Source organism: Pseudomonas putida group bacterium ESBL64 (assembly GCF_045277175.1).
Lineage (GTDB): Bacteria > Pseudomonadota > Gammaproteobacteria > Pseudomonadales > Pseudomonadaceae > Aquipseudomonas > Aquipseudomonas alloputida.
In genome coordinates this window covers 4665003-4688307 of sequence record NZ_CP145799.1, presented here as the reverse complement: position 1 = coordinate 4688307, position 23305 = coordinate 4665003, and the positions used below count along the sequence as shown (strand labels likewise).

Here is a 23305-nt window from a genome sequence, read left to right as displayed (position 1 = left end):
TTGCTCCTGGTCGTAAGGAGCCGCCAGTCCCGCGTCAGTGGACACCCTCACAGGTCGCAGGGGCCTTGATCCCTGATAACACTCAGCATTCTTGGCGGGATGACGTGAGGGAGAGATCGGTAATTTATGGAGGAAGGCTATGCAACTGCGCGAAGTACAAGGGCCACCACGCCCCTTGTTGGAACAGCAGGTTACGCCCCTACCCTACCCGGTCGCGGCGCTGGGCGATCTATTGGCGCCTGCCGTGGAACGCATGGCCGATGTGATCGGCGTGCCCCGCGCCATGGCCGCGCAATCCGTTCTGGCCACGGCAGCTTTGGCGAGCCAGGCGCACGCCAATGTTCACCTCGACGGCCGAATTTATCCATTGTCGCTGTACTTGCTGACAGTGGCTTGCTCGGGTGATCGCAAAAGCGCGGTGGACCATATTGCGCTGCAGGCCGTACGCGACTGGGAAAGACAGCAGTGAATCGCCTATGGCGAACAGCTCAAGGCGCACCGAGCTGCAATGAGCCTCACCGCGAAGTCACCGACCTCGAAAAAGTCAGCACAGCTAGCCCTGGACGCCCAACCTGAACCCGTCCAACCGAGACTCCTCAGTGCTGAGCCGACCATTGAGGGCCTGGTCAAAAGCCTGTGCCACGGCTTGCCCAGCATGGGTCTGCTCAGCGATGAAGGCGGCCAGTTCTTGGGCGGCAGCACCATGAGCAAGGACAACATGATCAAGGCGATCACTCACTTGTCGACGCTGTGGGACGGCAGCCCGATTGATCGGTCCCGCGCGATGGCAGGGGAAAGTCTGCGTGCCTATGACCGCCGTCTCAGCATGCATTTGATGCTTCAACCCCGCCTGGCCGACCGCTTACTTCAGGACGCGGATATCAAAGACCAACGCATCCTGGGGCGCTGCCTGATCAGTTGGCCGGAGCGTCTGGTTGGACAACGGCTGTACAAAGCCATCGATCTGACCCGAGATCCAACGGTGCACCGGTACCAACAGCGCATTGCCGCGCTGATGCAGAAGCCTTGGTCACGGCATACTGATGGTGGCCTCACACCTGCGGTCATAGAGTTGAGCCCCCACGCCCGTGAAGCATGGATTGCCATTCACGACACCATTGAATGCGAGTCAGGGGAGTTCGGCGAGCTGGTCAACGTCCAAGCTGCAGCGAGCAAAGCCGCCGCGAACGTACTACGCATGGCTGGTGTGATGGCGGTGGTTGAGGAATCGACTGTATTGGAAGACATGCAAATTCAGCGCGCCTCCACGCTGATGGATTACTACCTGGCCGAGAACCAACGACTGACTGAACAGGAACCACTGAATAAGCTCCGCGCAGAGGCTGATTGCCTGCTGCGCTGGTTGATAAAGAAGAACTGGCCACCGTTTCGCCTCCGCGATCTAACGCGGAACGGCCCTCGCTTTGCCCGTAAAAGCACGCGGCACACCTTCGAGTTATTGCTGCAACTGGTTGCCCATAACTGGCTGGACAATGACGGGGACACATTCGAGGCGCGCCATGTTCCGACTCAATGACGCCGTGCGCCGCTATCGAGCGCAACATCGCTCGCCGACCGAGTTACAGTGTGTCGCCGCCACTGCCACCACTTTGTCGCCACGTACCAATCCAGATGCAGCGGGGGTTGTCGCCAGTGTCGCCGCTGTCGCCGCTCCAACCTCTGAGTCAACCGACCCCGCTCGGCTTATCGAGCAGTTGCAAGAAGAAGGGGCTTTGCTGCAACGCAGCGAAAATGCCCTCCTCATCCGCCCAGCGCACTGGGGACAGTTGGACACCATCGGCCCGCACTGGAAAGCCCTGTTGCTGCTCCTACAGACCAACGATCAAGGTGAAGACAATGGCGCTGGTCGGCCGGCGTGATGGTCGCAATTTTGGCTACGGTCGCCAACTGAGCTACGCCGGTCGGCAGGCCCTGGAAGATCTGTTTGCCGGCGGCCACTTCGCCACCGTCAAAGCACACAGCGATCGCTGGCAAGCCTTCGTGCGCTGGTGCCGATCGGAGGACGGCCCCGGTTACAACGATGCACGTCAGATTGATCGACAGACGCTGGAGGATTACGTCGCATACCTGCGCCAGCAGATCCAGCAAGGCGAACTGTGCATCGCCACCGCGCAAAACCGCCTGAGCAGCGTTAACCGCACCCTCGCCGCGTTGCGCGGTGATCAGGACGTGAGAGTTATCAGCCCGAGCCTGGCGTTGGGGCTGCAGCGCTCCAACGTACGCTTCCGAGCTCCAGATGGCCAAGAGCATGAACAGGTGCAGCGAGTAGTGCAGATATTGCTCGAACAACAGTACGAGCGAGTGGCCGCGATTGTCAGTTTGAGCCGAGCAACCGGTATGCGCCTGCGCGAAGCGATCCTGGCGGACCTGTCACGCTTGCACCGTGAGGCCAAAAAGCTGGGCCGTATCAACATCCAGGATGGCACCAAGGGCGGCCGATCAGGGGCATCAGCATCGCGTTGGATCATCGCCACTAAACAGGTTAACGCTGCGCTCCAGCTGGCGCGTGATGCGTCGCCCTCCCATAGCAGAAACCTGCTGGCCCGCGACGAAAGCTATGGTGAATTCCTGCAACAGACCGTACTTCCCGCCCGCGAAATGCTACATGAATACGGACTGAAGGGATTCCATGAGCTACGAGCAGCTTTCGCCTGCGAACGTTATGAGCATCTCACACACCATAAAGCACCAGTCAACGGTGGCCAATGCTATCGCGCTGACTGCAGCCTCGATCAACTGGCGCGCAGACAGATCAGCTATGAGCTGGGTCATAACCGAATCGATGTAGTTTCATCTTATATCGGAGGTTGGACATGACCAATCCATACGACATCGCGCTGTTGCTGAGTGGCGTACTGACTGGGTCACAAGCCACGCGCCAACGGCACTTACGACAAGCTCGAATCATGCAAGCGGCTATTCAACAGCGCTGGCATCGTGCTAATCCCTGGACATGGCAGATTAAACATGTCCGCTGGTTTCTCACACAACACTTGAAAGGCCACTCTGATGCAAGCAGATATTACTATCACCTAACGGCCTCATTGATCTGGAAGCGAGTGAGACCCAACGGTGTCTGTAAGCAAGCTCCAAGACTGATAAGCATGAGTACGAATAGGTAGAACAGATTCATCTCCATCCTGACGCCTTCCTGACCAGGAACGTGAAATCCGGCACTCTGCCGGTTGCGGGCGATCTCGAAATGCCAGTATCCTATATCGGTTTACGTGTTCAGTGCGGAGATCCGGTCCCTCGCTTGGCACAGCCACAATTCATGAGAAGTAAATCAGGCTTACCAGGAAGGTCTCGCCTATGCAGGCTAAAACAGTAGACAAGGAAAGAGCTTTTCTCTATAGCTCACTGCACAATGCTTTTCATTCAAAACCATTGATTATTTATATGATAATTCTTCACGCCAAAAATATTGGTATTTAGAGCCAATACCAAACAGCGGCAGACACAAAGAAGCTGAGATCCACTGCGATGCTTGACAACAAAGCCAAAACCAGCAATACATTTAGTTTTTATGAGTTTTTCGCTGGCGGCGGCATGGCGAGAGCTGGCCTCGGTACTCAGTGGCAATGCCTTTTCGCCAACGACATGGACAAAGTGAAGGCCTCAACCTATGTCAACAACTGGGGAGGCGATCACTTTGACAGTCGTGACATACGAGAGGTAAGGATAACAGACTTAAATGGAAATGGTGATTTGGCTTGGGCATCATTCCCATGCCAAGACCTATCTGTTGCTGGTAATGGCTTGGGAATTGGAAGCTCTAGCACCGAAGAGTTTACGAGATCTGGCGCGCTCTGGCCATTTTTAGATTTAATCGAGGACCTGCGTCAAGATTCACGTCAACCGCCCATTATAGTATTAGAAAACGTAATTGGACTGCTAACGCTTGAACAAGGGCGTGACTTTTCTGCAATTTGTCTCAAGCTTGGAGAATTAGGCTATCGCTACGGCGCGGTTATTATTGACACCAAGCATTTCCTACCCCAATCTAGACCACGTGTATTCATTATAGCCATTCAACGCGAAGTTGAAATTCCAAGCGAACTATTGCACGGCATGGCAACAGCGTCTTGGCACACGCCAACGCTACTTCGCGCATATAAGTCGATACCAAATCTAGCGCATGATGACTGGTTATGGTGGAACCTGGGCTCTGCCCCTATCTTAAGGGAGCATGCCCTAGAAAGCTTCATTGATCCCGAGGGTGGCGATTGGCACTCTCCCGAGGAGACCGCTCGCCTCATCAACATGATGGCACCCGCGCACCTTGCTCGTCTAGAACAAGCGAAATCTGAAAAAAATATAGCCGTTGGCAGCCTGTATTTGCGTATGCGTCGAGAGAAAGGAATCAACAGACAACGTGCGGAGATTACTTTTTCCCCTATATTAGGGTGCCTGAGAACACCAAAAGGAGGTGCGTCTCGCTCAAGAATTATTGTTGTAAAAGACGGTAATGTCAGAACTCGATTTCTATCCATTCGAGAGGCGGCGGCTCTGATGGGTTTGGAGGAAACTTACAAACTTCCTGAGATTTACCATCACGCATTCAAAGTGATAGGAGATGGAGTTGCAGTTCCGCCCGTACGTTTCCTCGCCGATCGCTTACTTGAGCCGCTAGCCATAGCGGCTAGGGAAAAGTTAGCCTTCAAAATCCAGAGGGTATGCATGAGATGACTTGGGAACCACCAAAAACAATTAACGCTTGGGAGAAACTTTTAGTACGATATTTTATCTGCATCGGCCCGGACGGAGATGCCAGTGACATTCAATCATTTGAAGTCACGCCAACCACCCTTGCCTTAGCATGCGGAGCAGAAAGTAACCAGGAAGCGACCGTAGAAGAAGCTTTTAGAAGCTTCATGTCTCAGATACCTGATCTATCGCAACGGCTGAGTGGAGGCATGCAGGCAGCGTCAACGCAAGAGTGGCCTAACTTTTTCGTATACTTGGCCATGACACTGCTCATAGACAGTCAACTAGATACGCATGACGAAAGCAATGAGTTTCGCAGCAAATTACGTAAATGGCTTGGCGTAACCAATGGATTCCAACAGCTCCCCGGCGTCAACCAAATGTGGGAAACGTTGGCGCAGTGGCTTGATCTGCGTATTAGAAACGGCCAACCCTTCAGGCGCCTTATTCTTCCAGCGATACCCAAAAGCTGGCGACATATAGGCTATACACTTCGACTAACTTTCCCGAACAAAACTGACCTACGCCTCATGGAGGACTTTCTCACTAAGCATCCGCAGGCTCACACAGATCCGAGATTGTTAATAAAAAAATTCCCAATCATCCTGCTCGATGAAAGAGCCTCCGACTCACTTAAGTTAGCCTTTACAGAGTTCCGCGAAGCCTACTTGCTAGGACGACGCGCTCTAGCAGATCTGCGCTTCTGGCGTTTACTCCATCGTGCTCTTACTCGCACTAGCCAATCCATGCGAAGCAGTGTGACAGTTGAAATGATATTCGACGCCGATGGAAGTCGCGGCTATCAGTCTCATTTTGAGCAGGTTCTGGAAGCAGAATTTCATTCTAGTTTGTTTATGGCATTAGCCTGCGTATCAGCACATACGAGTCTGAATTTGAGTGTGGGAATATCCTCAGGCCTTTTATTCTTTCGCCAGATCGGAATAGGCAGTTGGCGTGCAGAAACAAGCCCGACCAGTGCACCACAAGGCCTTCATGTTGCTCTCGCCAGACGAAATGAGCGATACGTTAGCAATCGATTGGGTAAGCTTATAGATGACGGTGAATGGCTTCTAACGAGTAATCCACTTAGTTATCAGGCAGTCTGCGATGCCCTTCTCCCTACGAAGCTGCTACCTCCCTTATTCAGCGAACAGATTGTGCGCCCACGGCTGTCCGGTGGGATACGCATGCCTCACGGGTGGCTGGCACGGCCTAGTTTCTTGCCCCATATCGAGTCTGATACAACGGACTATGTGATCCATCCAGTTGCCGCGAATCCTAGCAATGTACCTTTTGCAATTGAGTACGGACAGCTGACTGCACCGGACCAATTTGAAGGTTCCTTTCTGGTAGAACCAGCGCGAGAAATCGGCGAAAAAAAATCGCCCTGGAGGCTCCATGTTCAGTTTTTCCAAAATGCTTTGCCCCACCACGAGCTCGGTGGGAGCGCACGATACCGGTTGGAACCACTTAGTGACTGGTATCACTTGTCGCCCACCCGCGTGACCTTCGAAGGGCACGACACTCTGACCTGGGAGACGGACTCAGTCGATTGCGAGCACCTACTTGAAGCGCTGTACGCGAGCGGAGCTTACGGGTGGGAGGAAGCCGAGCTCGTAACGATTTTGCGGCGCACGAATGCTAGCCCGTGGACCTTGCTCCGATGTCTTCGAGACGCTGGCATCGTTGAGCCCCGCCTGCGGAGCGGCTGGAAAGGACGCTCATGGACACTGGTCGAACCAAGATTGATTCGCATCGCACATTCCGGACGGGATCTCGTAGTGCTCGAAGGCGCACTATGTAATCAGCTAGTGAAGGACTTTCGTAAAGCTGTTGAAGGGCTAGGCGGCCAATGTTTCAGGCGCCTGGGAGTAAGCCCTTGGTCTCCCCCATTGATTGGCGCAAAACTCGTAGCAGTCGATGCACTGGCCAAAATACTAGGCTGGCCGCTCATTACAGAACCACTCATGCCAGACGAATTACCTATGGCACTTGCCAGAACCGAGAGGATGGAAACTCTGCATGAAATTGTTTCAACTTGGGACTGGAGCTGTGGCGGGTTCAGGGATAGCCCAGCGAGGCATAATGCCATTACACTAACCCGTCGTGTTCATCCAGGAGGACGGGATCATGATCTGTACTGCCTCACCACCCGCCACAGCACGACTAACTGGCATTCACGCACTGCGGCCATTGTCGCTGCACATGCTCAAAATCGCACTCCGCTGTTTGAGCAACGCGAAAGCGGACAGCTAATGTGTCTTACTCGTGACGGGGGGCTCCCTGATGCGTTAGCCATCGGACTGAAACGCAGAATGCTGCGAAATGGGGGCCCTGTAGGAACCGAGTACGTTTATCCGGTAGATACACTATCCCTAAAATGGCTTAAATCGCTGCTACCTAAATATCTATTCGGACCGGTGCGAGCCAACAATCTCTCTCTTAACGGGATTATTTCTGAGGCGCGCCGCTCCGGAGGTCAACAACGATTGCAGTGGCGAAATGGACAATTGACGCTGATGCGTCATGACTAAGGAACAATTGTGTTATGGCTGCAATCACTCCATGGTACGCTGGTCGATGCGTTAGACGAAATGACAAAGTCGCCCATATCGAAGTACTGGCGAGTAAAACAGACGATGAGTGGTCGCCAGTAGAAAATCCGCGCAGACTATTCCCTAAAATGGGAGAAGTTGAAATGAGAGGCTTAGACAGCCTACCGCTTCGACTTGGCGAATGGATCGCATTTCAGGTAGTGCCAGGTGATCGCAAAGGTCACTGGAGAGCAACCCGCTCTAATCGACTATATAATTATTACGATCTACACGATACCGAATCAGTGGAGGAAATACGTAAAAAGCTAACCTTAGAAGGACTACCTGAACACTGCACGCAGGGCACCTGGATGATTCGCACAAACGAAGAGAACATCATTCAGGTAGAGCTGATAGAATCAAACGAAAACACGCTGGTCATTTCCAAAGTTGGTGCGATACCTGCTTACGAGTTTGAGCTAGATGGCATTGTATTTATGCCGACCGGCGTAGCTAATGAAGTATTTTATGAATTAAAGGCTGACAGCAAACCCTCGCACATCTATGACTGGACACCCGACAAGGGTTACATAGAGCGAGTTGCCCGCTGGATTTCCGGAAGTAACTCGGCAGAAATGACGCAGATCACGTCTTGGCTGCAACAACACGCTGATGAAAAAACTAGCAGCCTCACAATTAACCCTAATGATTTATTGGCAATCCAACATGCATTACGGTCCGGAGAACTCGCTAAGCGGCTACATGCTGACCAAACAACCCTTCGTAAACTCACAGAAGCCCTAGCGACCGACTCCAAAGTAGCCGGCCTTGTCGAGCAAGAGATGAAGTTTATCTTTGAGGAGGAGCGTAACTCCATCCGAAGGCAGTTAGAGTCTCAGCTAATTGAAGAAACAAAAAATGAAAAAAACATCCGCAAAGCAGAAATTGAGTCCGAGCTAAAAAATTATGCAGAATTAATGCGAGCTGAGCTAGCGCAAACAATTGAACAAAAAAAACAACAGAGCGAAGCAGCCCTAGCAGAACATGAGTCAAAACAAAAATCCGAAATCGAGCGGACACTTGCTGCACAACTGAAATGCTCGGAGGAGAAAAAAGCGGCTCACGAGCAAACTTTATCAAAGCTTTTACAGCATCGAAATTCACTAACTATCGAACTGGAGGAACTTGAGGAAAGCGCTGTAAACATCAAGGTATTTATCAAGGATCTAGAGGAGCAAAAGGCACAGAGAATAACTGAGCTCGAGGAACTAAAGGCTACCACTGCGTCCCAAAGGCGTGGAATCACATCAGCAGGCGTCGTGCCATTTGCTCGTCCAGAAAACGCCCTTGTATGGGTTTGCTCGGAAGCAGGACAGATCATTAAAGATTGTCCCCTGCTGACAGGTGAAGGCAAGAAATTGATGGAGCAATTTTTAGCGCTAACCCTAGCAGGTGAAACCCCATTGCTCATCGGCCCCGACGTTTCAGACTTTTTATTGATCGCAGAATCACTCATAGCGTCAGGAAGATCCGCACGTTTAGAAGCCGACCCTACGGTTCTCACATTCGAAGATCTTTGGGTACGAGCAGGGACAGGATTGCCCACTTCACTTTCACAAGGGCTGGAGCTGGCCAGCGGCCCTAGCCCCTGCTCTATCCTCGCAGTGATTGAGAGAGTAGAGCGTTCTGGGGCTCGGTACTGGCTGCCTGCGCTGAATGATCGTGCTCGCCGAGGCGATTTGCCCCGACGCTTTTTCCTTTGCGCGACGGTTGAGGATGCTGACTGTGAGGAAGCGGAAGCGCTGAGGGCACGCCAAATCTGGCTACCGGTCAAAGATGCCATCGCCAAAGATACGGCAGCAGTTGCCCCCCTGTGGTTGTCTTCTCGGCACCTCCGCGAACTTGACCCAGGTGATTATCCTACCGAAAACATCGAGAGTGGACTGCATGTCGCCCAACAACTGGCTAATCGCCTCGGCCTCGTCAATACGCTACGGACAGTGCGCGCAGCGACGGAAGTCGCTGCATTCCACACGGGCAAGAGTGCTACGGAAGCCATGGCTCGCCTGGTAACTCTGTTTCTTGATACTGCCGTAAGAAAAGAATCCACAGGTTCATCTCACTAAGGAAGGCAAATGATGCTGGACCCTATCGGTGGTTTCCGCCGCATCCAAGATTTTTTCATCTCTTACGTCGAAACTAGCTTTCGCATTTCTAATCCCTCCGCAGCAGATGCTCGGCGCAGGCTACTGAACACTAGTGGCGTGCTGGCCACGGAACCCTATATTGAGCCAGTACTTCGCTACGAGTCCTCTGAAAAATTACTAGAGGATATGGTCGGTGACGATGACGGGCCGCTTGCCCCCCTGTCTTTGAAAGGTCAGGAAGCGTTCGTGGAATTATCCCTGTCTGGCCTGTTTGATGGTAAACCCAGCGACGGCCCCCTGGCTCGAAAATCTGCGTATGCCCCATATCGCCACCAAGTTTCAATGCTAGAGCGGGGCATACGTTCAGGCCAACCAGGTATCGTCACATCCGGCACCGGTTCTGGCAAAACTGAAAGTTTCATGCTGCCAGTACTAGCAGCACTTGCGAACGAGGCCGTTACCTGGCCATCACCAAGCTTAAACTACCTGAAAGAGCATTGGTGGACAGTCCCAAGATCCAAGTGGTCCCCCCGGCGTGCGGGCGAATTAAGGCCCAGCGCGGTAAGAGCCTTAGTGCTCTACCCTATGAACGCATTGGTAGAGGACCAAATGGTGCGTCTGCGAAAAACTCTGGACTCCGATGACGCGCACTCAGTAATGGATAAGCGGTTCGCAGGGAACCGCTTATTTTTCGGACAGTATACAAGTGCGACGCCGGTAACTGGATACGAACAGCACCCACGCCTTGCAGGTGAAAAGCAGGAAGCGAAACGCCGCGCTAGACGCATTGCCGAGTTACGTAAAGCAATGCGTGACATTCAAAGCGATCAAGATGCAGCACGTGAGTTTGATTCAAACTCCAAGCTCGTAGATGGGGCCTCTCCCGATAGAACTCGCTACATATTCCCTTCTATAGACGGAGGCGAAATGGTGTCGCGCTGGGACATGCATGCAAACCCGCCAGACATCTTAGTTACCAACGCCTCCATGCTGGGAGCAATGTTGTCGCGTGAAGTCGAAGATACAATTTTCGAGACCACTCGAAAGTGGCTCATGGAAAACGATGATGGATATTTCTATCTTATATTTGACGAGCTTCATCTGATTCGCGGTTCGGCGGGCACCGAAGTTGCTTTTCTTATAAAATCCCTTATAAATCGCCTCGGGCTGGACCAGCCAGAGCATCGCTATAAATTGCGATTATTAGCCTCATCTGCCTCCCTGCCAATGGAAGGAGACGGTGGCATACAATCCCGGACATATTTACGCGACCTCTTTTCCCCCTTTGGAACTAGTTCTGGACCAGATGACCAAGGCTCCATCTGCCCGGAATTCTGGAAAAACTGTGTCGTTCAAGGCACCGCATATATCCCCCAGAAACAGCAAAACCTAATTTCGCCCGAGCCATTTATCCAATTGATGCAAGTTGCGCTTGAGGGGAAAGACGGTTTTGTCGGGAAGCTGGCTATATCACCAGCGCTAGACACCGCTATTCTCGAAGCGGCTAAGGCACTAGCCATAAAAGAGAAACAACACGACAAGCTCGTAATCCAACTCGCCGAAGCTGCCGCCAGCCTACTAACACATGCATGTGCTGATGGCGCAAATGTCCGAGCGGCAACACCAAAGTCGATTTCAGCGCAGATCTTTGCGCGTGGATCAGGCAACATAGAGTTAGCACTTCGCGGACTAATGTTGTTGCGAGCATTGCCAGAGTTCATCAATTCACCTTTAAAAATCGGTGCAACTACACCCGCCTTTAGAATACATACCTTCATCCGTAATATTGAAGGCCTATTCGCCAGCGCTACTCGAAGTGATCACGGGGTGATATTCGACGACTTTTCTGTGGAGCGCGGCACCTCCCACGCATCTCCCGCACTCGGGGAGAAACGTGGGCGCCGACTTTTTGAACTTCTTTATTGCGAGGCTTGTGGTGACCTTTTGATAGGTGGGCAGCGGGGTCAAAGTAGTGGTTCAATGAGCGCAACTGAGTTACTGCCATCCGCTTCAAATCTGGAAAATCTGCCGGAGCGCCCCGGTGCCGAATACTACGATGATATGACGTTGGATGAATTCGCAGTTTTCTGGCCACAGCGCGGCGACTGGACCGGATCAGAAAAAGGATATGATAAATGGCAAGCGGCACACCTAAACCCTGATACCGGTGTCGTGGAGATTGGCCATGAGACACCTAAATCCAACATCGCCGGATATCTTTACTATCAAGATCAGAGTGCAATTAAAACAGAGAAAGGTAAGCCGCCTCAAAAGCCCTCTGCCCAGCCTTTCTGCTGCCCAAAGTGCGGTACTGACTACTCCAACAGACCGAGTACGAACCGATCGCGCTCTCCGATTCGTGCTTTCCGCACTGGCGTAACCAAATCCTCACAACTGGTTGCAACAGAGCTATTTGAGTTGTTGCATGCTATCGGTGCCGAACCCAAGGGTATTGTTTTCTCGGACAGTAGGCAGGATGCCGCCTCCCTTGCCATGGAAATCGAGCGACTCCATCTGCGTGACCTACGCCGAGAAGTGCTCGTTACAGCAGCACGCGCTTATGTAAGTAATTCTTCCCGAGCGGCCATGACACCCGCCGAGATAATTACCGAATTAACTAAAGCCCAGTCAGCTGGAGAGCATGAGGAAGTCAAAAGGTTATCGGCGCTCCTAGTAAAAGTGGCCCATGACGATACAGAAAATGGAAGAGTTCAGCTTGACAAACTGCTGCAGCTCGGCAAAGACGAATCCATTGGCAGAATTACTTCTGAACTTGTACGCCTCGGAATTTCTCCTTACAAAAATCCCGACCCTAGCATCAATAAAGACCGCCACTGGCATCAAGAATTCACAAAAAACGAAAACATAATCACCTATGACCACACCCTCTCATATGCTCAAATAAACGAGCTAAACAAAGACATCATTGAAGACCAATACGAACTTATTGACGACGTCATTTTCTCCAACACTTTTTTTGCCATGGAGGAGACTGGACTCGCATATACTTGCATTTCGAAAGCCGACACCGATCAAGCGTTAGACTCTTGGCTACGCGTTTTTGCTAGCGCCTATCGGGTAAAGGACAACAAATATTTCGACAAGAACAAGGTCAGACTTTGGCAAAAAGGGTCCGACATTACAAACGAGCGCATCAAGAAAATCGCACGCGCACTTCATGGTGAAGCTCGGTCTACCGAAGAACTTACAAAAGTTTTGTTAAGGTTTGAGGAGCTAGGACACCCAGGCGGTCTATTTAACATTGGTAAGCTTTCCCTGAAGGTAGCCGAACCAGCGGATAATTTCTGGCGCTGTCACAACTGCGAGCGTGTACACCTACATAAAGGCCTTGGAATTTGCACCCGCTGTGCAGCAGTCTTGGGTGATCCAAGCGGAAAAGTCGAAGAACTCTGGGAGAGTAACTTCCTCGGACGACGCATTGTACGAAGCGAGCGAGATGGTGTCGGACGCTTCCGCTTGCGCGTGGAGGAATTGACAGGCCAGACTGACGATTTCTCTGATCGCCTGCGCAAATTCAAAGGTATTTTTGTAAATAAAACAAGTGATCTGGAGAAACTCGCGTCCGAAATTGATATGCTGGCCGTTACAACAACAATGGAAGTCGGTATCGACATTGGCGCCCTACAAACTGTATACCAGGCAAACATGCCTCCACAGCGATTCAATTATCAGCAGCGTGTGGGCCGTGCGGGTCGTCGGGGACAAGCATTTTCTTTTGTAGTTACTTTCTGCCGCGGTCGCAGTCACGATGCGTACTACTTCGCACATCCGCAATCCATCACTGGTGACGCCCCTCCCCCACCGTTCTTGGCGATAAGTCATGACGCAATACCCTTGCGCCTTCTACGTAAAACTTGGCTGCGCGCCGCATTCAAGCAGCTACGTGACCAGTGTTCGAATGAAGGAATTTTATTCCCCGGAGACCTACTCATGCCCCCAGATGTGCACGGGGAGTATGTCACGACGGAAGACTATTACTTTGATCAAAAAAATAATTGGCCTTCCCGCCTTCGCACAGCTCTAAAACAGACTGAACAGGTGCGCGACCAATTCATTGAGACAGCAGCCTTTGATCCAGATCAGCGCCAGCGTCTGCGAGATCAGGCGGACATTAATAAGCTATTGAAAGAGATAGAAGATCAACGCGAGCATGCCCCTCGCGATGAGTTTGGTCTCGCTCGATTCCTAGCTGAACGAGGCCTACTGCCCATGTACGGGATGCCTACACGCGTTCGTAATCTCTATCTGGGCCTTCGTGAGACCAAAGTAAACGAAAATCAGACAGAGTATGAATGGTCCACGATGGATCGTGATCTCGACCTAGCAGTATTTGAGTATGCGCCGGGCGCAGTTTTGGTCAAAGACAAAAAGAAGCACCGAATTGTTGGATTCACTGGAAACTTAACTGATCCACAGAAGCAGGGGCACAAAATTACAGGACTGCGGACAGTCACTGACTGGTGCGAGTCAAAAAAATATGTGGCAATTTGCCCTAATTGTGGATCGGCACAGCAGAGTAAAGAGGCAACTGAAGTTCCTTTGGACTGTGATGATTGCCACGTCCCGATTCCACCGGAGGCCTTTTTGTTCTACGTTACCCCTGCAGCGTTCCGGACAGATTTCATACCGAAAGATGAGCTCGATGAGTTTGAGCGAATGTCCCTACGTACGATGGCAACCGTGCTGCACGAGGGCGATCGAGTCACGTGTGACGCACTAACTGTTCGTCGTGGAGCAGGCGTGACCATTTTGCAACTGAATGATGGACCAATCGATGGCGATAACGACGGTCAGCGCTTCACTGTGGACCTAGTGCAGGATCAAAAAGTACCACTTCCACTTTCATCCCAGAAAGCGGTGATTGAGGGCATTCAAGCTGTCGAAGCAGCCTGGCGGCGATCACATATTGCTCTACACGGAAGCCAACCGCTTGGTCAACAACAATTTGGTCTAATATCCACAAAGGAGACTGACTCAGTTCACCTGGAGCTAACGAACTTTGATCAACGCCTTAATTTAGACATGGTGGCTCGAAAAGGGGAGTTCATGCATTTGCCAACGCGTGCAGCCGCCATCAGCGCGACGCAAATTTTGGTGCAGAAGGCCGCGCTCGCACTCGACGTCGCCCCCGATGAATTTGAGGCACTGGAGCCTCGACTCCGCGCTGGCCAACCAATGCTGCAAATAGCAGACGCGCTGATCAACGGTTCAGGTCTCTGCCGACGCTTAGGTGAGCCGGCTGCTGGGGGCCCTAAACCACTAATAGTCGACCTCTTGCATGAAATTCTAGAAGAAACTGATAAATGGCCTCTCCAAGACTTTCTCAGGAACAGTGTGGAAGGTCCTCATGCAGCTCAATGTCAGACATCTTGCTACCGCTGTATTCAACGCTATGGCAATCGGAGATATCACGGTTTATTGGACTGGCGACTCGGGCTAGCCTACCTTCGCGCAATGACCACCTCAAATTATGCCTGTGGTCTGAACTCCAGCGATGAAAAATATCCGGAGATGCAGGGATGGCGAGACAGGGCGTATCAGCTGGCAGAGGATGTCGAAGCTATGCGTCCGAGTACAATTAGTAGAGGACATTTCTCCTATTCCGGACTCCCTTATCTATTTGAGCGGAGAGATGGCGTCGAATTGTGGCGCGCCGTTGTCATTCACCCGTTATGGAGACACTCTGACTCCAGTGTAATGCGCGATCTGCTGGGGCCAGACTGGCTACCTTCGCTACGAACCTTGGATACGTTCGAATTGGAACGGCGCCCATTGCGTGCTTTGACTGATCTCAGACAAAAGCTTTCATAGCGTTGCATCTCCCCCCGGGCAAAGCCCCGGGGGGCACCTTGCTACACCACTCATAATTGCTCCGCAGAAATCACTCACGTATTCCATATAGCATTCCACAAGAAAAATTAGTTAGCCAATTTATATATAATTCAGATGGTTATCCGCCGCTTTCAACTTCCCCCGGCACCTGCAGTCCGAACACGCCGACCTGCTAGGCATCAAAGACTCTTCCAACGTAACCGCTGCGCTTAGCGTTTTCTTGCACGGCCGCCATTAGCAAAGTGTGTAACTATCCCTCCCGCACCCCAAACGCATCGTACGCTGCTACCGGCAAGCTGATCCCCTCACGAACCGCACGAGCATAAGCTTGCTCTTTACCCTTCCCCGGCAAGTAAACGCCCAAGCCTTCAAGCCGAGCCATCTGCTCGCCCAACCTTAAAGCAAAGCACTCATCCAGCAACCTGGGCGCAATACCAATCACCAGCATCCCAGCCCCAGGGGATTCGCTACCAGCACGGAAATCCGCTGCATCCAACGACCAATTGGCCCCCGTCACCCCCGCCGCAAGCACCTCAACCATCAACGCAATATTAGCCCCACGACCGCCCCCAAACGCCAGCAACGTCCCATGCAGTGCCTCCCGCGCGCTGCGCGTTTCATTGCCTTGTGCATCAACCGCCCAGCCTGCCGGTATCGCCTCCCCCGCTTCAGCGGCCCGCAGCAGGTTTACGTAAGCAGTGGCGCTGCTGGCTTGGTCAATCGCCAGTAACCGCCCAGTGTCACTGGCGGCGGCAAATGCGATGGGATTGGTGGAGTACAGCGGTCGGCTTTGGCCGGCCACGGTGAGCAGCGGTGAGCCATTGGTGAACGCCAACGCAACCAGGCCCTCGCGCGCCAGGCGACGGGTGTAATAGCCCAACTCGCCGCAGGTGAAGGCGTTGAACTGCGCAAACAGGGCGATACCCAGTTGATGCGCATTGCTGCACAGCGCTGGGAAGGCGCGATCGAACCCCAGTTGCGCGATGCCTCGGGCCGCGTCGCAGCGAATCATGGCCGGCGCGACCTGGGTCACGATGGGCTCGGCCGCCTTGGCAATTCGGCCGCTGGCAAAACCGCTGAGGTAGTCAGGCAAATGGCCGAAACCGAGTTCGTGTTGGCCATGGGCCTGGGCTGATACCGTGGCGGCGGCAAGCGCCGAGGCCACGGCGTGGCTGGCGCCGTGGGCCAGGCAGAGCTGTCGGGCGAAGGTGGTGGCATCGGTCAGGGACAGGCGCTTTTCGGGGTTTTCGTCGTCCATGGTTTCAGTGTTCCCGGATAGTAGGTGTGCCGCAGGCTGAAAACCTGCAGGGGCGGGCTTGCCTGCGAACACCGGCACAGCCGGTGCCAACCACCGCGTTGGATTCTTCGCGGGCACGCCCGCTCCCACAGGGTATGCGGCGCGCTCACGGGCCTTGTTCTCTGCGCGACAGCGCTGCCCGGAGGGCTGGGTAATCTCCCACAGGATTTGGGTCGTTCAGTTAGTCATCTTTACTGAATCATCCTCGGCTCACCCACTTTTGCAGCCTCGCGGTCCAGGCCAAACGAGGCGAGGATTTCTGCGATTTCGCCTGAGGCATGCAAGGCCTGGATGTTCTTGCCCAGCGCCTCGCCCAGGGCGGCGTTGGCCTTGGTGTACGGGAAGGCGCTCTGCCCGGGCTCAAGCGTGGCCTTGACCCGTTGATCAGGCTCGGACACCTTGATGCTCTTGCCGGGGTAGCCGCCCTTCTGCTGCGAAGACACGGCCACCGCGAAGCTGTCCGCGCCAACCTGGATGCGCCTGGACGCCAGGTCCTGGGCCATGGCCACGGGGTTCGGGTAGAGCACCAGGTTATCGCCAAAGGCTTTCTTCAAATCGTCCACCCACAGGTAGCCTTGCACGGTGCCGATACGCTTGCCATCCAGTTCAGAAATCTTCGTGTAACCCTCATCCGAAATGATGCCCATCACGTCCAGGTACAAGGGTGCCGACAAGCCCAACGCCTTGCTGCGCTCTGCCGTGCGATACCAATCGCCGATGCCGACATCGGCGCGCTTTGCCACCACTGCCTGGACGACGGCTGCCGTGTCCACCACCATGGTTTTGACTTTGAGGCATTCGCGCTCGGCGATGCGCTTGATGATCTCGCCGTCCACGCCGCTCAACTGGTTGTTCGGCCCCGGTATCGAGTAAGGCGGGAACACATACGCCGCCACGGTCAGCACACCCGGGGTGATGGTTTCAAACTGGTTCGCGGGGGTGCATTCGGCCAAGGCGTACGGGGCGCCGGCCAAGGTCGAGCACAAGAACATCCAACGGGTAAAACGCTTGAATGAGCGAGTCATGACGTCACCTTTGCAATAAGAGAGCAGCAGCCGAAATCGGCGCGAGTGGATTTGTTGTTATGGCTGGCTGGGGGCCAGTCTTTTTTCCAGCGCTGCCACACCCAGGGTCGCCGGGGCGCAGACAGCGGCATACATCAAACCGGCCAGTATCAGCACCGGCATGTACTCGAACGTGGAAGAGCCAATGGAGGACGCCCGGCTGACAATTTCTGGCAGGGCGATGGTGAAACACAGCGACGAGGCCTGGAACATCATGATCGAGAACCCCAACAGCGATGGCAGCGCCACCCGCAAGGCCTGAGGCAGGATCACAAAGCGCAGCGCGTCGAACCGGTTGAGGCCGATCACTTCGGCGGCCTCGGTTTGCCCTGCGGCCACCGACTCGATGCCACCGCGAATGATTTCACTGGTGTAGGCCGCCGTGCAGTAAGCCATGGCCAGCGCAGCAGCCCAGAACGAGGTCAGGGTGAGGTTGACGCTGGGCAGGCCAAAGTAGAAATACTGCAGCAGGATCAACGCCGGTGCGCCACGCCCCAGTTCCACCACCACCAGGGAGGGGTAACGCAACCAGCGGCTCGGCGACGAAACGCCCAGTGCCAGCAACAGCCCCAGCACAACGCCCAGGCCCAGGCTCACGGCCGTGACCTGCATGGACAACACAAAGCCCTTCCACAACTCCGGCAACCATTGCATCCACATCGTCAGCAGTTCGCTCATCGGGCAATCCTCTGTTTCAACGTGGCCGACAGCCAACGAGAGAACAAGGCCACTGGCACGCTGAGCACCAGGTACACCACCGCCGCCGCGCTGTAGACGCTCAGGCCCTGAAAGGTTTGCTGTGAAACCTGGTAAGCCTGAAAGCTGATTTCACCAACGCCAATCGTCGAGGCCACGGCCGAATCCTTGAGCAGGCCAATGGCGTAGGTGGCTGAGGTGGGAATGGCGATACGCACCAACTGCGGCAATACCACATCGAAAAACCGTTGCGGCGCCGACAGGTTAAGCACATAGGCGGCTTCGAACTGGCCGGCGGGAATGGCCGCGAACGCACCGCGGTACACCTCGGACATATGCGCCGCCGTGATCAACCCCAGGCCAACCACCGCTGCGGTAAACGGCGACAGGCTGATATAGCCGCCACCGATGCCGAAGAAGATGAAAAACAGCCAGACAATCGGGGGGATTGAGCGCAGGGTCAGCACCAGCATGGCAGCCAGAATGCTCAGCACCTTGAACCTGGACATGCGCAGGGCACAGATGGGAAACCCCAGCACTACGCCGACGCAGAATGCGAGCACGGTAACGGCAATGGTCCAGGGTATGCCGTTCAACAGCATCATCAGGATGTCTTTCATCAGCGATTCCTCACTGCCTGGAGGAACTGGATCACCCGTTCATGCTCGGGCTCGCGCATCACTCGCTGGCTCGGCCCGTGCTCGATGATGCGCCCGTCGGCCATAACCACCACCCGGTCGGACACGGTTTCGGCGAAGTGCATCTCGTGAGTCACGACAATCATCGACATGCCTTCGCCGGCCAGCTCTTTCATCACCGCCAGCACCTCCAGGCCCAACTCGGGGTCCAGCGCCGAGGTCGGCTCATCGAACAGCATCAGCTCAGGGTCCAGTGCCAGGGCGCGGGCGATGGCGATCCGTTGCTGCTGACCACCAGAGCAGCGGGCCGGATAATGCTGGGCCTTGTCAGCCAGCCCAACGCGTTCAAGCAGTTGCAAGGAGCGTGCGTCGGCTTCTTTGGCGCTGCGGCCCAAGGTGCGGATTTGCGCCAGGCTGACGTTGCGCAGCACCGTCAGGTGCGGGAACAGGTTGAACGACTGGAACACCATACCAATGCGCCGGCGCAACTTCAGCAGCTCTGTACGGGGCAACGCCTTGCCAGCTTCGATGTGCACGCCATCCATGCTGACCCGCCCCTTGGTCGGCGGCTCCAGTTGGTTGATGCAGCGCAGCAAGGTACTTTTGCCCGACCCACTGGGGCCGATAATGGCCACAACCTCGCCCTTGTTCATTTCAAAACACACGTCGTGCAAGACGGGGTAAGGGCCAAACTGTTTATGAATGCCTTCCAGGCGCAAGAACGGTTCGGCGCTGGCCACCGGGCGCGGCGCCAAGGTGGGTGCGGTTTCGATCACAGTCATGCTGCTCATGGTTTTGCTCCAGCTATCGATCGCCGTCGACCAAGGGTGTGCGCGAGAGTTTGATCGGCCCGTTGGCGCTGATCAGCACCTGCTCTTCGAGCTTCACCCCTTCCCCACCCCCTTGCTCACCGATGTAACTTTCCACCGACACCACCATGTTTTCCTCGAACAGGCCGTCGTACCCCCACTCGGCGAAATCCACCGCGTAGGCGACGCTGGGGTACTCGTCCACCAGCCCGACGCCGTGCAGCATCATCATGTAGCGGTTGTGCTCAAAGCGCTGGGGCACCGGCCAGCAGCGCTCGGCGAACTCGCGAAAGGACAGGCCCGGGCGCAGCAATTCGACGTTGTGGTTGATCTGCTGCGAGGCGATGTCCAGCAAGTCGCGTTGGGCCATGGTCGGTGCCTTGCCGGGGCAGATGAAGCTGCGCGAGATGTCTGAAAGGTAACCGCCGGGCCCGACCATGTCGGTGTCGAAACAGACCATCTCACCGGCCTTGATGACCTTGTCGGTGGCGTCCTGAAACCACGGATTGGTGCGCGGCCCGGAGCTGAGCAGGCGGCTTTCGGCCCACTCTCCGCCGTGCGCGACGTTGGTGCCGTGCATGATGCTCCACAGCTGGTTTTCAGTAACCCCCGGCACCAGGCTTGTGCGCATCCGGGCAATGGCCAGGTCGCAAACGCCCATGGACACCCGGTGGCTGGCCACTTCTTCAGCCGATTTGATCAAGCGTGCCTGCTCCATCAATGGCTGCGCATCGAACAGCTCAATGCCTTGGTGTGTCAGGCGCTGCGCGCCCCAAGGGTCGCAGCGGTCGACCGCCAAGCGGCGATTGCCGCCACCGTGACGGGCCATCAGGTCCGCCACCTCCTGTGCCCAGCGCTCGGCTTTTTCCTGCACGCGGGGGCCGGCGAGGAAATACAGCCAGGGAATCGCCGGGCGAATTTCATCGATGGTTTCAACGTGCTCGCTGTTGTGCCGGCTGCTGGTGAACTCGAACAGCACCACCGGGCCGTCGGTGGCCACGAACACATAGCGGCTGGGCGAGTGCATCACCCACAAACCAAGGTTATTGGTGTCGGTGGCATAGCGAATATTGATCGGATCGGCCAACAGAATGCCGGCGTAATCCTGGGCGCGCAGTTGCTCGCGAATGCGCTCCAGGCGGTAATGGCGCAAGGCTTTGCGATCGATGGCGGCATACGCATCGAGTAACGCCGTGTCGACCGGCGCGATGGCATGTTCAGTGACCTTGGCATCGCTGCGAAAGCGCAGGTCGCGTTCGGTTAACGCCGTGAGCAGCTCAATGGAATCAGAACCCGTTTGCATGTAACAACCTCCGCTGAGTCAGACCAAACTTCGGGGCAGTAACTAAAAGGTTTCTAAATCTGGTGACGGCTGTCTTTATTGTTGTGGGCGACGCAGGGCGGCTAGAGGTCCTTGACCAGCCGCAGGGCATCGTAGATGGCCGCATGGGTATTGCGCGACGCCACTGCATCACCAATGCGGAACAGCTGGAAGCGCCCTTCGGGGTTGCTGACAACGGTTTGCGGCTTGCCGACAATCAGGTCCATGTACTCCAAAGCACCTTCGTTGCTGGCCAGGGGTTTGAGGTCGAAATACAGCTCGTCCAGCGGCCGGGTGCCGTGGTTGACCACCACCTGATCCACCAGGCGCGTTTTGGTCAGGTCGCTGTAATCGGTGCCGATCGTGGCCAGCAATTGGTCGCCTTGTTTCTCCACGGCCTTGAGCCGGTAGGTGACGGTAAAGGTGGTGTCCAGGTGCTGTAACGCGCGCATGTAGGGCACCAGGTTCATGCCCATGACTTCTGGCGCGAACGAGCGGTCGGGGGTCATGATTTCCGTCTTGGCGCCACTGCGGGCTATGAATTCGGCGGCTTGCAGGCCGGCGTGGTCGCCCGCATCGTCGTACACCAGCACATTGCGCCCAGGCTTCACGTCGCCAGAAATGATGTCCCAGCTTGAAACCAGAAACTGATTGCCGTGCTCCAGCACTTCGGTGTGCGGCATGCCCCCAGTCGCCACGATCACCACGTCGGCATTTTCATCGAGCACAATCGCGGTGTCTGCCCAGGTGTTGAAGTGGAACCTCACGCCAAGGCGCTCGCATTGCGCCATGCGCCAGTCGATGATGCTGATCATTTCCTTGCGCCGCTCGGACTGTGCGGTCAGGCGAATCTGCCCGCCGGGTTTGTCCGCCAGCTCGTACACCACCACCTCGTGGCCGCGCTCGCCTGCCACACGTGCCGCCTCCAGGCCACCAGGGCCGGCGCCGATAATCACCACTTTGCGCTTTTGCACAGCCTTGGGTATTTCATGAGGCATGGTGGTTTCACGCCCGGTCGCGGCATTGTGGATGCAGTAGGCCGCGCCTGCGTTGTAAATGCGGTCCAGGCAATAGTTGGCGCCTACGCAAGGGCGGATATCGTCTTCACGGCCTTCAATGATCTTGCGCACGATGTGCGGGTCGGTCATGTGCGCGCGGGTCATGCCGACCATGTCCACCAACCCCGATGCAATGGCATGACGCGCCGTGGCCACGTCGGGAATTTTTGCTGCATGGAAGGTCGGGAAGCCGGTCAGCGTCTTGATTTCACCGGCAAAGTCCAGGTGCGGGGCATTGCGCATGCCCTGGATCGGGATGATGTCGGTCAGCCCGGCGTCGGTGGCGATGTTGCCGCGAATCACATTGAGGAAGTCGATCATGCCACTGTCTTTCAACAGTTGAGAGATCTGCAAGCCCTCCTCTTTTTGCAGGCCACCGGCGAGCACTTCGTCCCCGGTGTAGCGAATGCCGACAATAAACTCCGGGCCCACGCGCTTGCGAATGGCCGTGAGCACATCGAAGGTGAAGCGCAGACGGTTTTGCAGCGAGCCGCCGTACGGCCCTTCCAGTTCGTTGGTCAATGGCGACCAGAACTGGTCCATCAAGTGGCCGTAGGCTTGCAGCTCGATGCCATCCAGGCCGGCGGCCTTCATGCGTTCGGCGGCATCGGCATAGTCGCGAATGATGCGGTCGATGTCCCACTGTTCAAGCTGCTTGGGGAAGGCGCGGTGTGCGGGTTCTTGATTGTGGGAGGGCGACACCACCGGTAGCCAGTCGCCTTTGTCCCAGCGGGTACGCCGGCCCAGGTGAGTGAGCTGGATCATCACCGCTGCACCATGTTCGTGGCACTCGTCGGTCAGCTCTTTCATCCAGCCGACCACTTCGTCCTTGTAGGCCAGAATGTTGTTGAACACGGGTGGGCTGTCACGGGAGATCGCGGCGGAGCCTGCGGTCATGGTCATGGCTACGCCGGCTTTGGCACGTTCAACGTGGTAGGCACGGTAGAGCTTTTTCGGCATCCCGTCTTCCGGGTAGGCCGGTTCGTGGGACGTGGTGATGATGCGGTTGCGCAGGGTCAAATGCTTGAGGCGATAAGGCTGAAGTAGCGGATCGTTTTTCATATCGGTCTCGCAAACAGGTCATCAGGCACGCCGACAATATGCCCCTGTGTACACAGGTGTCAATACTCTTGACGATGGTGTACAGTTGCCACGAAGCG

At 55.1% G+C, this 23305-nt stretch carries 14 protein-coding genes and 1 pseudogene; 8 read left to right on the top strand and 7 right to left on the bottom strand.

All coding sequences use genetic code 11. From position 1 onward, the window contains the following. Positions 1–139 precede the first annotated feature (139 nt). The 8 genes and pseudogenes from V6093_RS21275 (at position 140) to V6093_RS21240 (ending at position 15241) form a co-directional block, all read left to right on the top strand. Positions 140–1537 (top strand): annotated as a pseudogene (locus tag V6093_RS21275) (YfjI family protein). Further along, positions 1521–1880, top strand: a complete 360-nt coding sequence (locus V6093_RS21270; protein WP_406669610.1) for a hypothetical protein — start codon at positions 1521–1523, stop codon at positions 1878–1880. Before V6093_RS21275 ends, V6093_RS21270 begins: the two are co-directional and overlap by 17 nt. Beyond that, positions 1858–2838, top strand: a complete 981-nt coding sequence (locus V6093_RS21265) for an integrase domain-containing protein (protein WP_406669609.1) — start codon at positions 1858–1860, stop codon at positions 2836–2838. Before V6093_RS21270 ends, V6093_RS21265 begins: the two co-directional genes overlap by 23 nt. Next, entirely contained in the window at positions 2835–3143 is a 309-nt protein-coding gene (locus V6093_RS21260; protein ID WP_232888552.1) for a hypothetical protein, read from the top strand. Before V6093_RS21265 ends, V6093_RS21260 begins: the two co-directional genes overlap by 4 nt. 361 nt (positions 3144–3504) lie before the next feature. Next, positions 3505–4710, top strand: coding sequence for a DNA cytosine methyltransferase (locus tag V6093_RS21255; RefSeq protein ID WP_406669608.1), 1206 nt, complete (start codon positions 3505–3507; stop codon positions 4708–4710). Then, positions 4707–7262, top strand: a complete 2556-nt coding sequence (locus V6093_RS21250; protein WP_406669607.1) for a hypothetical protein — start codon at positions 4707–4709, stop codon at positions 7260–7262. The genes V6093_RS21255 and V6093_RS21250 overlap by 4 nt, the downstream gene beginning before the upstream one ends. Before the next feature lie 14 nt (positions 7263–7276). Next, entirely contained in the window at positions 7277–9388 is a 2112-nt protein-coding gene (locus V6093_RS21245; RefSeq protein ID WP_406669606.1) for a hypothetical protein, read from the top strand. Between the two features lie 9 nt (positions 9389–9397). Continuing rightward, the gene (locus tag V6093_RS21240) at positions 9398–15241 is read left to right on the top strand and encodes a DEAD/DEAH box helicase (RefSeq protein ID WP_406669605.1); all 5844 of its coding nucleotides are present in this window, start codon (positions 9398–9400) and stop codon (positions 15239–15241) included. A 271-nt stretch (positions 15242–15512) separates the two neighbouring features. Here the strand turns inward: V6093_RS21240 and V6093_RS21235 are convergent, their stop codons facing one another. From V6093_RS21235 to V6093_RS21205, 7 genes are all read right to left on the bottom strand, one after another. Beyond that, complete coding sequence (locus V6093_RS21235; RefSeq protein WP_406669604.1) at positions 15513–16520, bottom strand: Ldh family oxidoreductase; 1008 nt, start codon at positions 16518–16520, stop codon at positions 15513–15515. Positions 16521–16750: 230 nt separating this feature from the next. Next, the gene (locus V6093_RS21230) at positions 16751–17584 is read right to left on the bottom strand and encodes an ABC transporter substrate-binding protein (protein ID WP_004576158.1); all 834 of its coding nucleotides are present in this window, start codon (positions 17582–17584) and stop codon (positions 16751–16753) included. Positions 17585–17641: 57 nt separating this feature from the next. Then, positions 17642–18301 carry an amino acid ABC transporter permease gene (locus tag V6093_RS21225; protein ID WP_004576157.1) on the bottom strand — a complete coding sequence of 220 codons (660 nt, stop codon included), beginning with the start codon at positions 18299–18301 and terminating at the stop codon, positions 17642–17644. After that, positions 18298–18939, bottom strand: coding sequence for an amino acid ABC transporter permease (locus tag V6093_RS21220; RefSeq protein WP_004576156.1), 642 nt, complete (start codon positions 18937–18939; stop codon positions 18298–18300). Before V6093_RS21220 ends, V6093_RS21225 begins: the two co-directional genes overlap by 4 nt. Further along, positions 18939–19748 (bottom strand): amino acid ABC transporter ATP-binding protein, encoded by an 810-nt coding sequence (locus tag V6093_RS21215; protein ID WP_004576155.1) that lies wholly within the window; start codon positions 19746–19748, stop codon positions 18939–18941. Before V6093_RS21215 ends, V6093_RS21220 begins: the two co-directional genes overlap by 1 nt. A gap of 13 nt (positions 19749–19761) precedes the next feature. Next, complete coding sequence (locus tag V6093_RS21210) at positions 19762–21069, bottom strand: Xaa-Pro peptidase family protein (protein WP_014592431.1); 1308 nt, start codon at positions 21067–21069, stop codon at positions 19762–19764. A gap of 101 nt (positions 21070–21170) precedes the next feature. Beyond that, a complete protein-coding gene (locus V6093_RS21205) occupies positions 21171–23207 on the bottom strand; it encodes an NADH:flavin oxidoreductase (RefSeq protein ID WP_047603377.1) in 2037 nt (678 codons plus the stop codon). Positions 23208–23305: the final 98 nt, after the last annotated feature.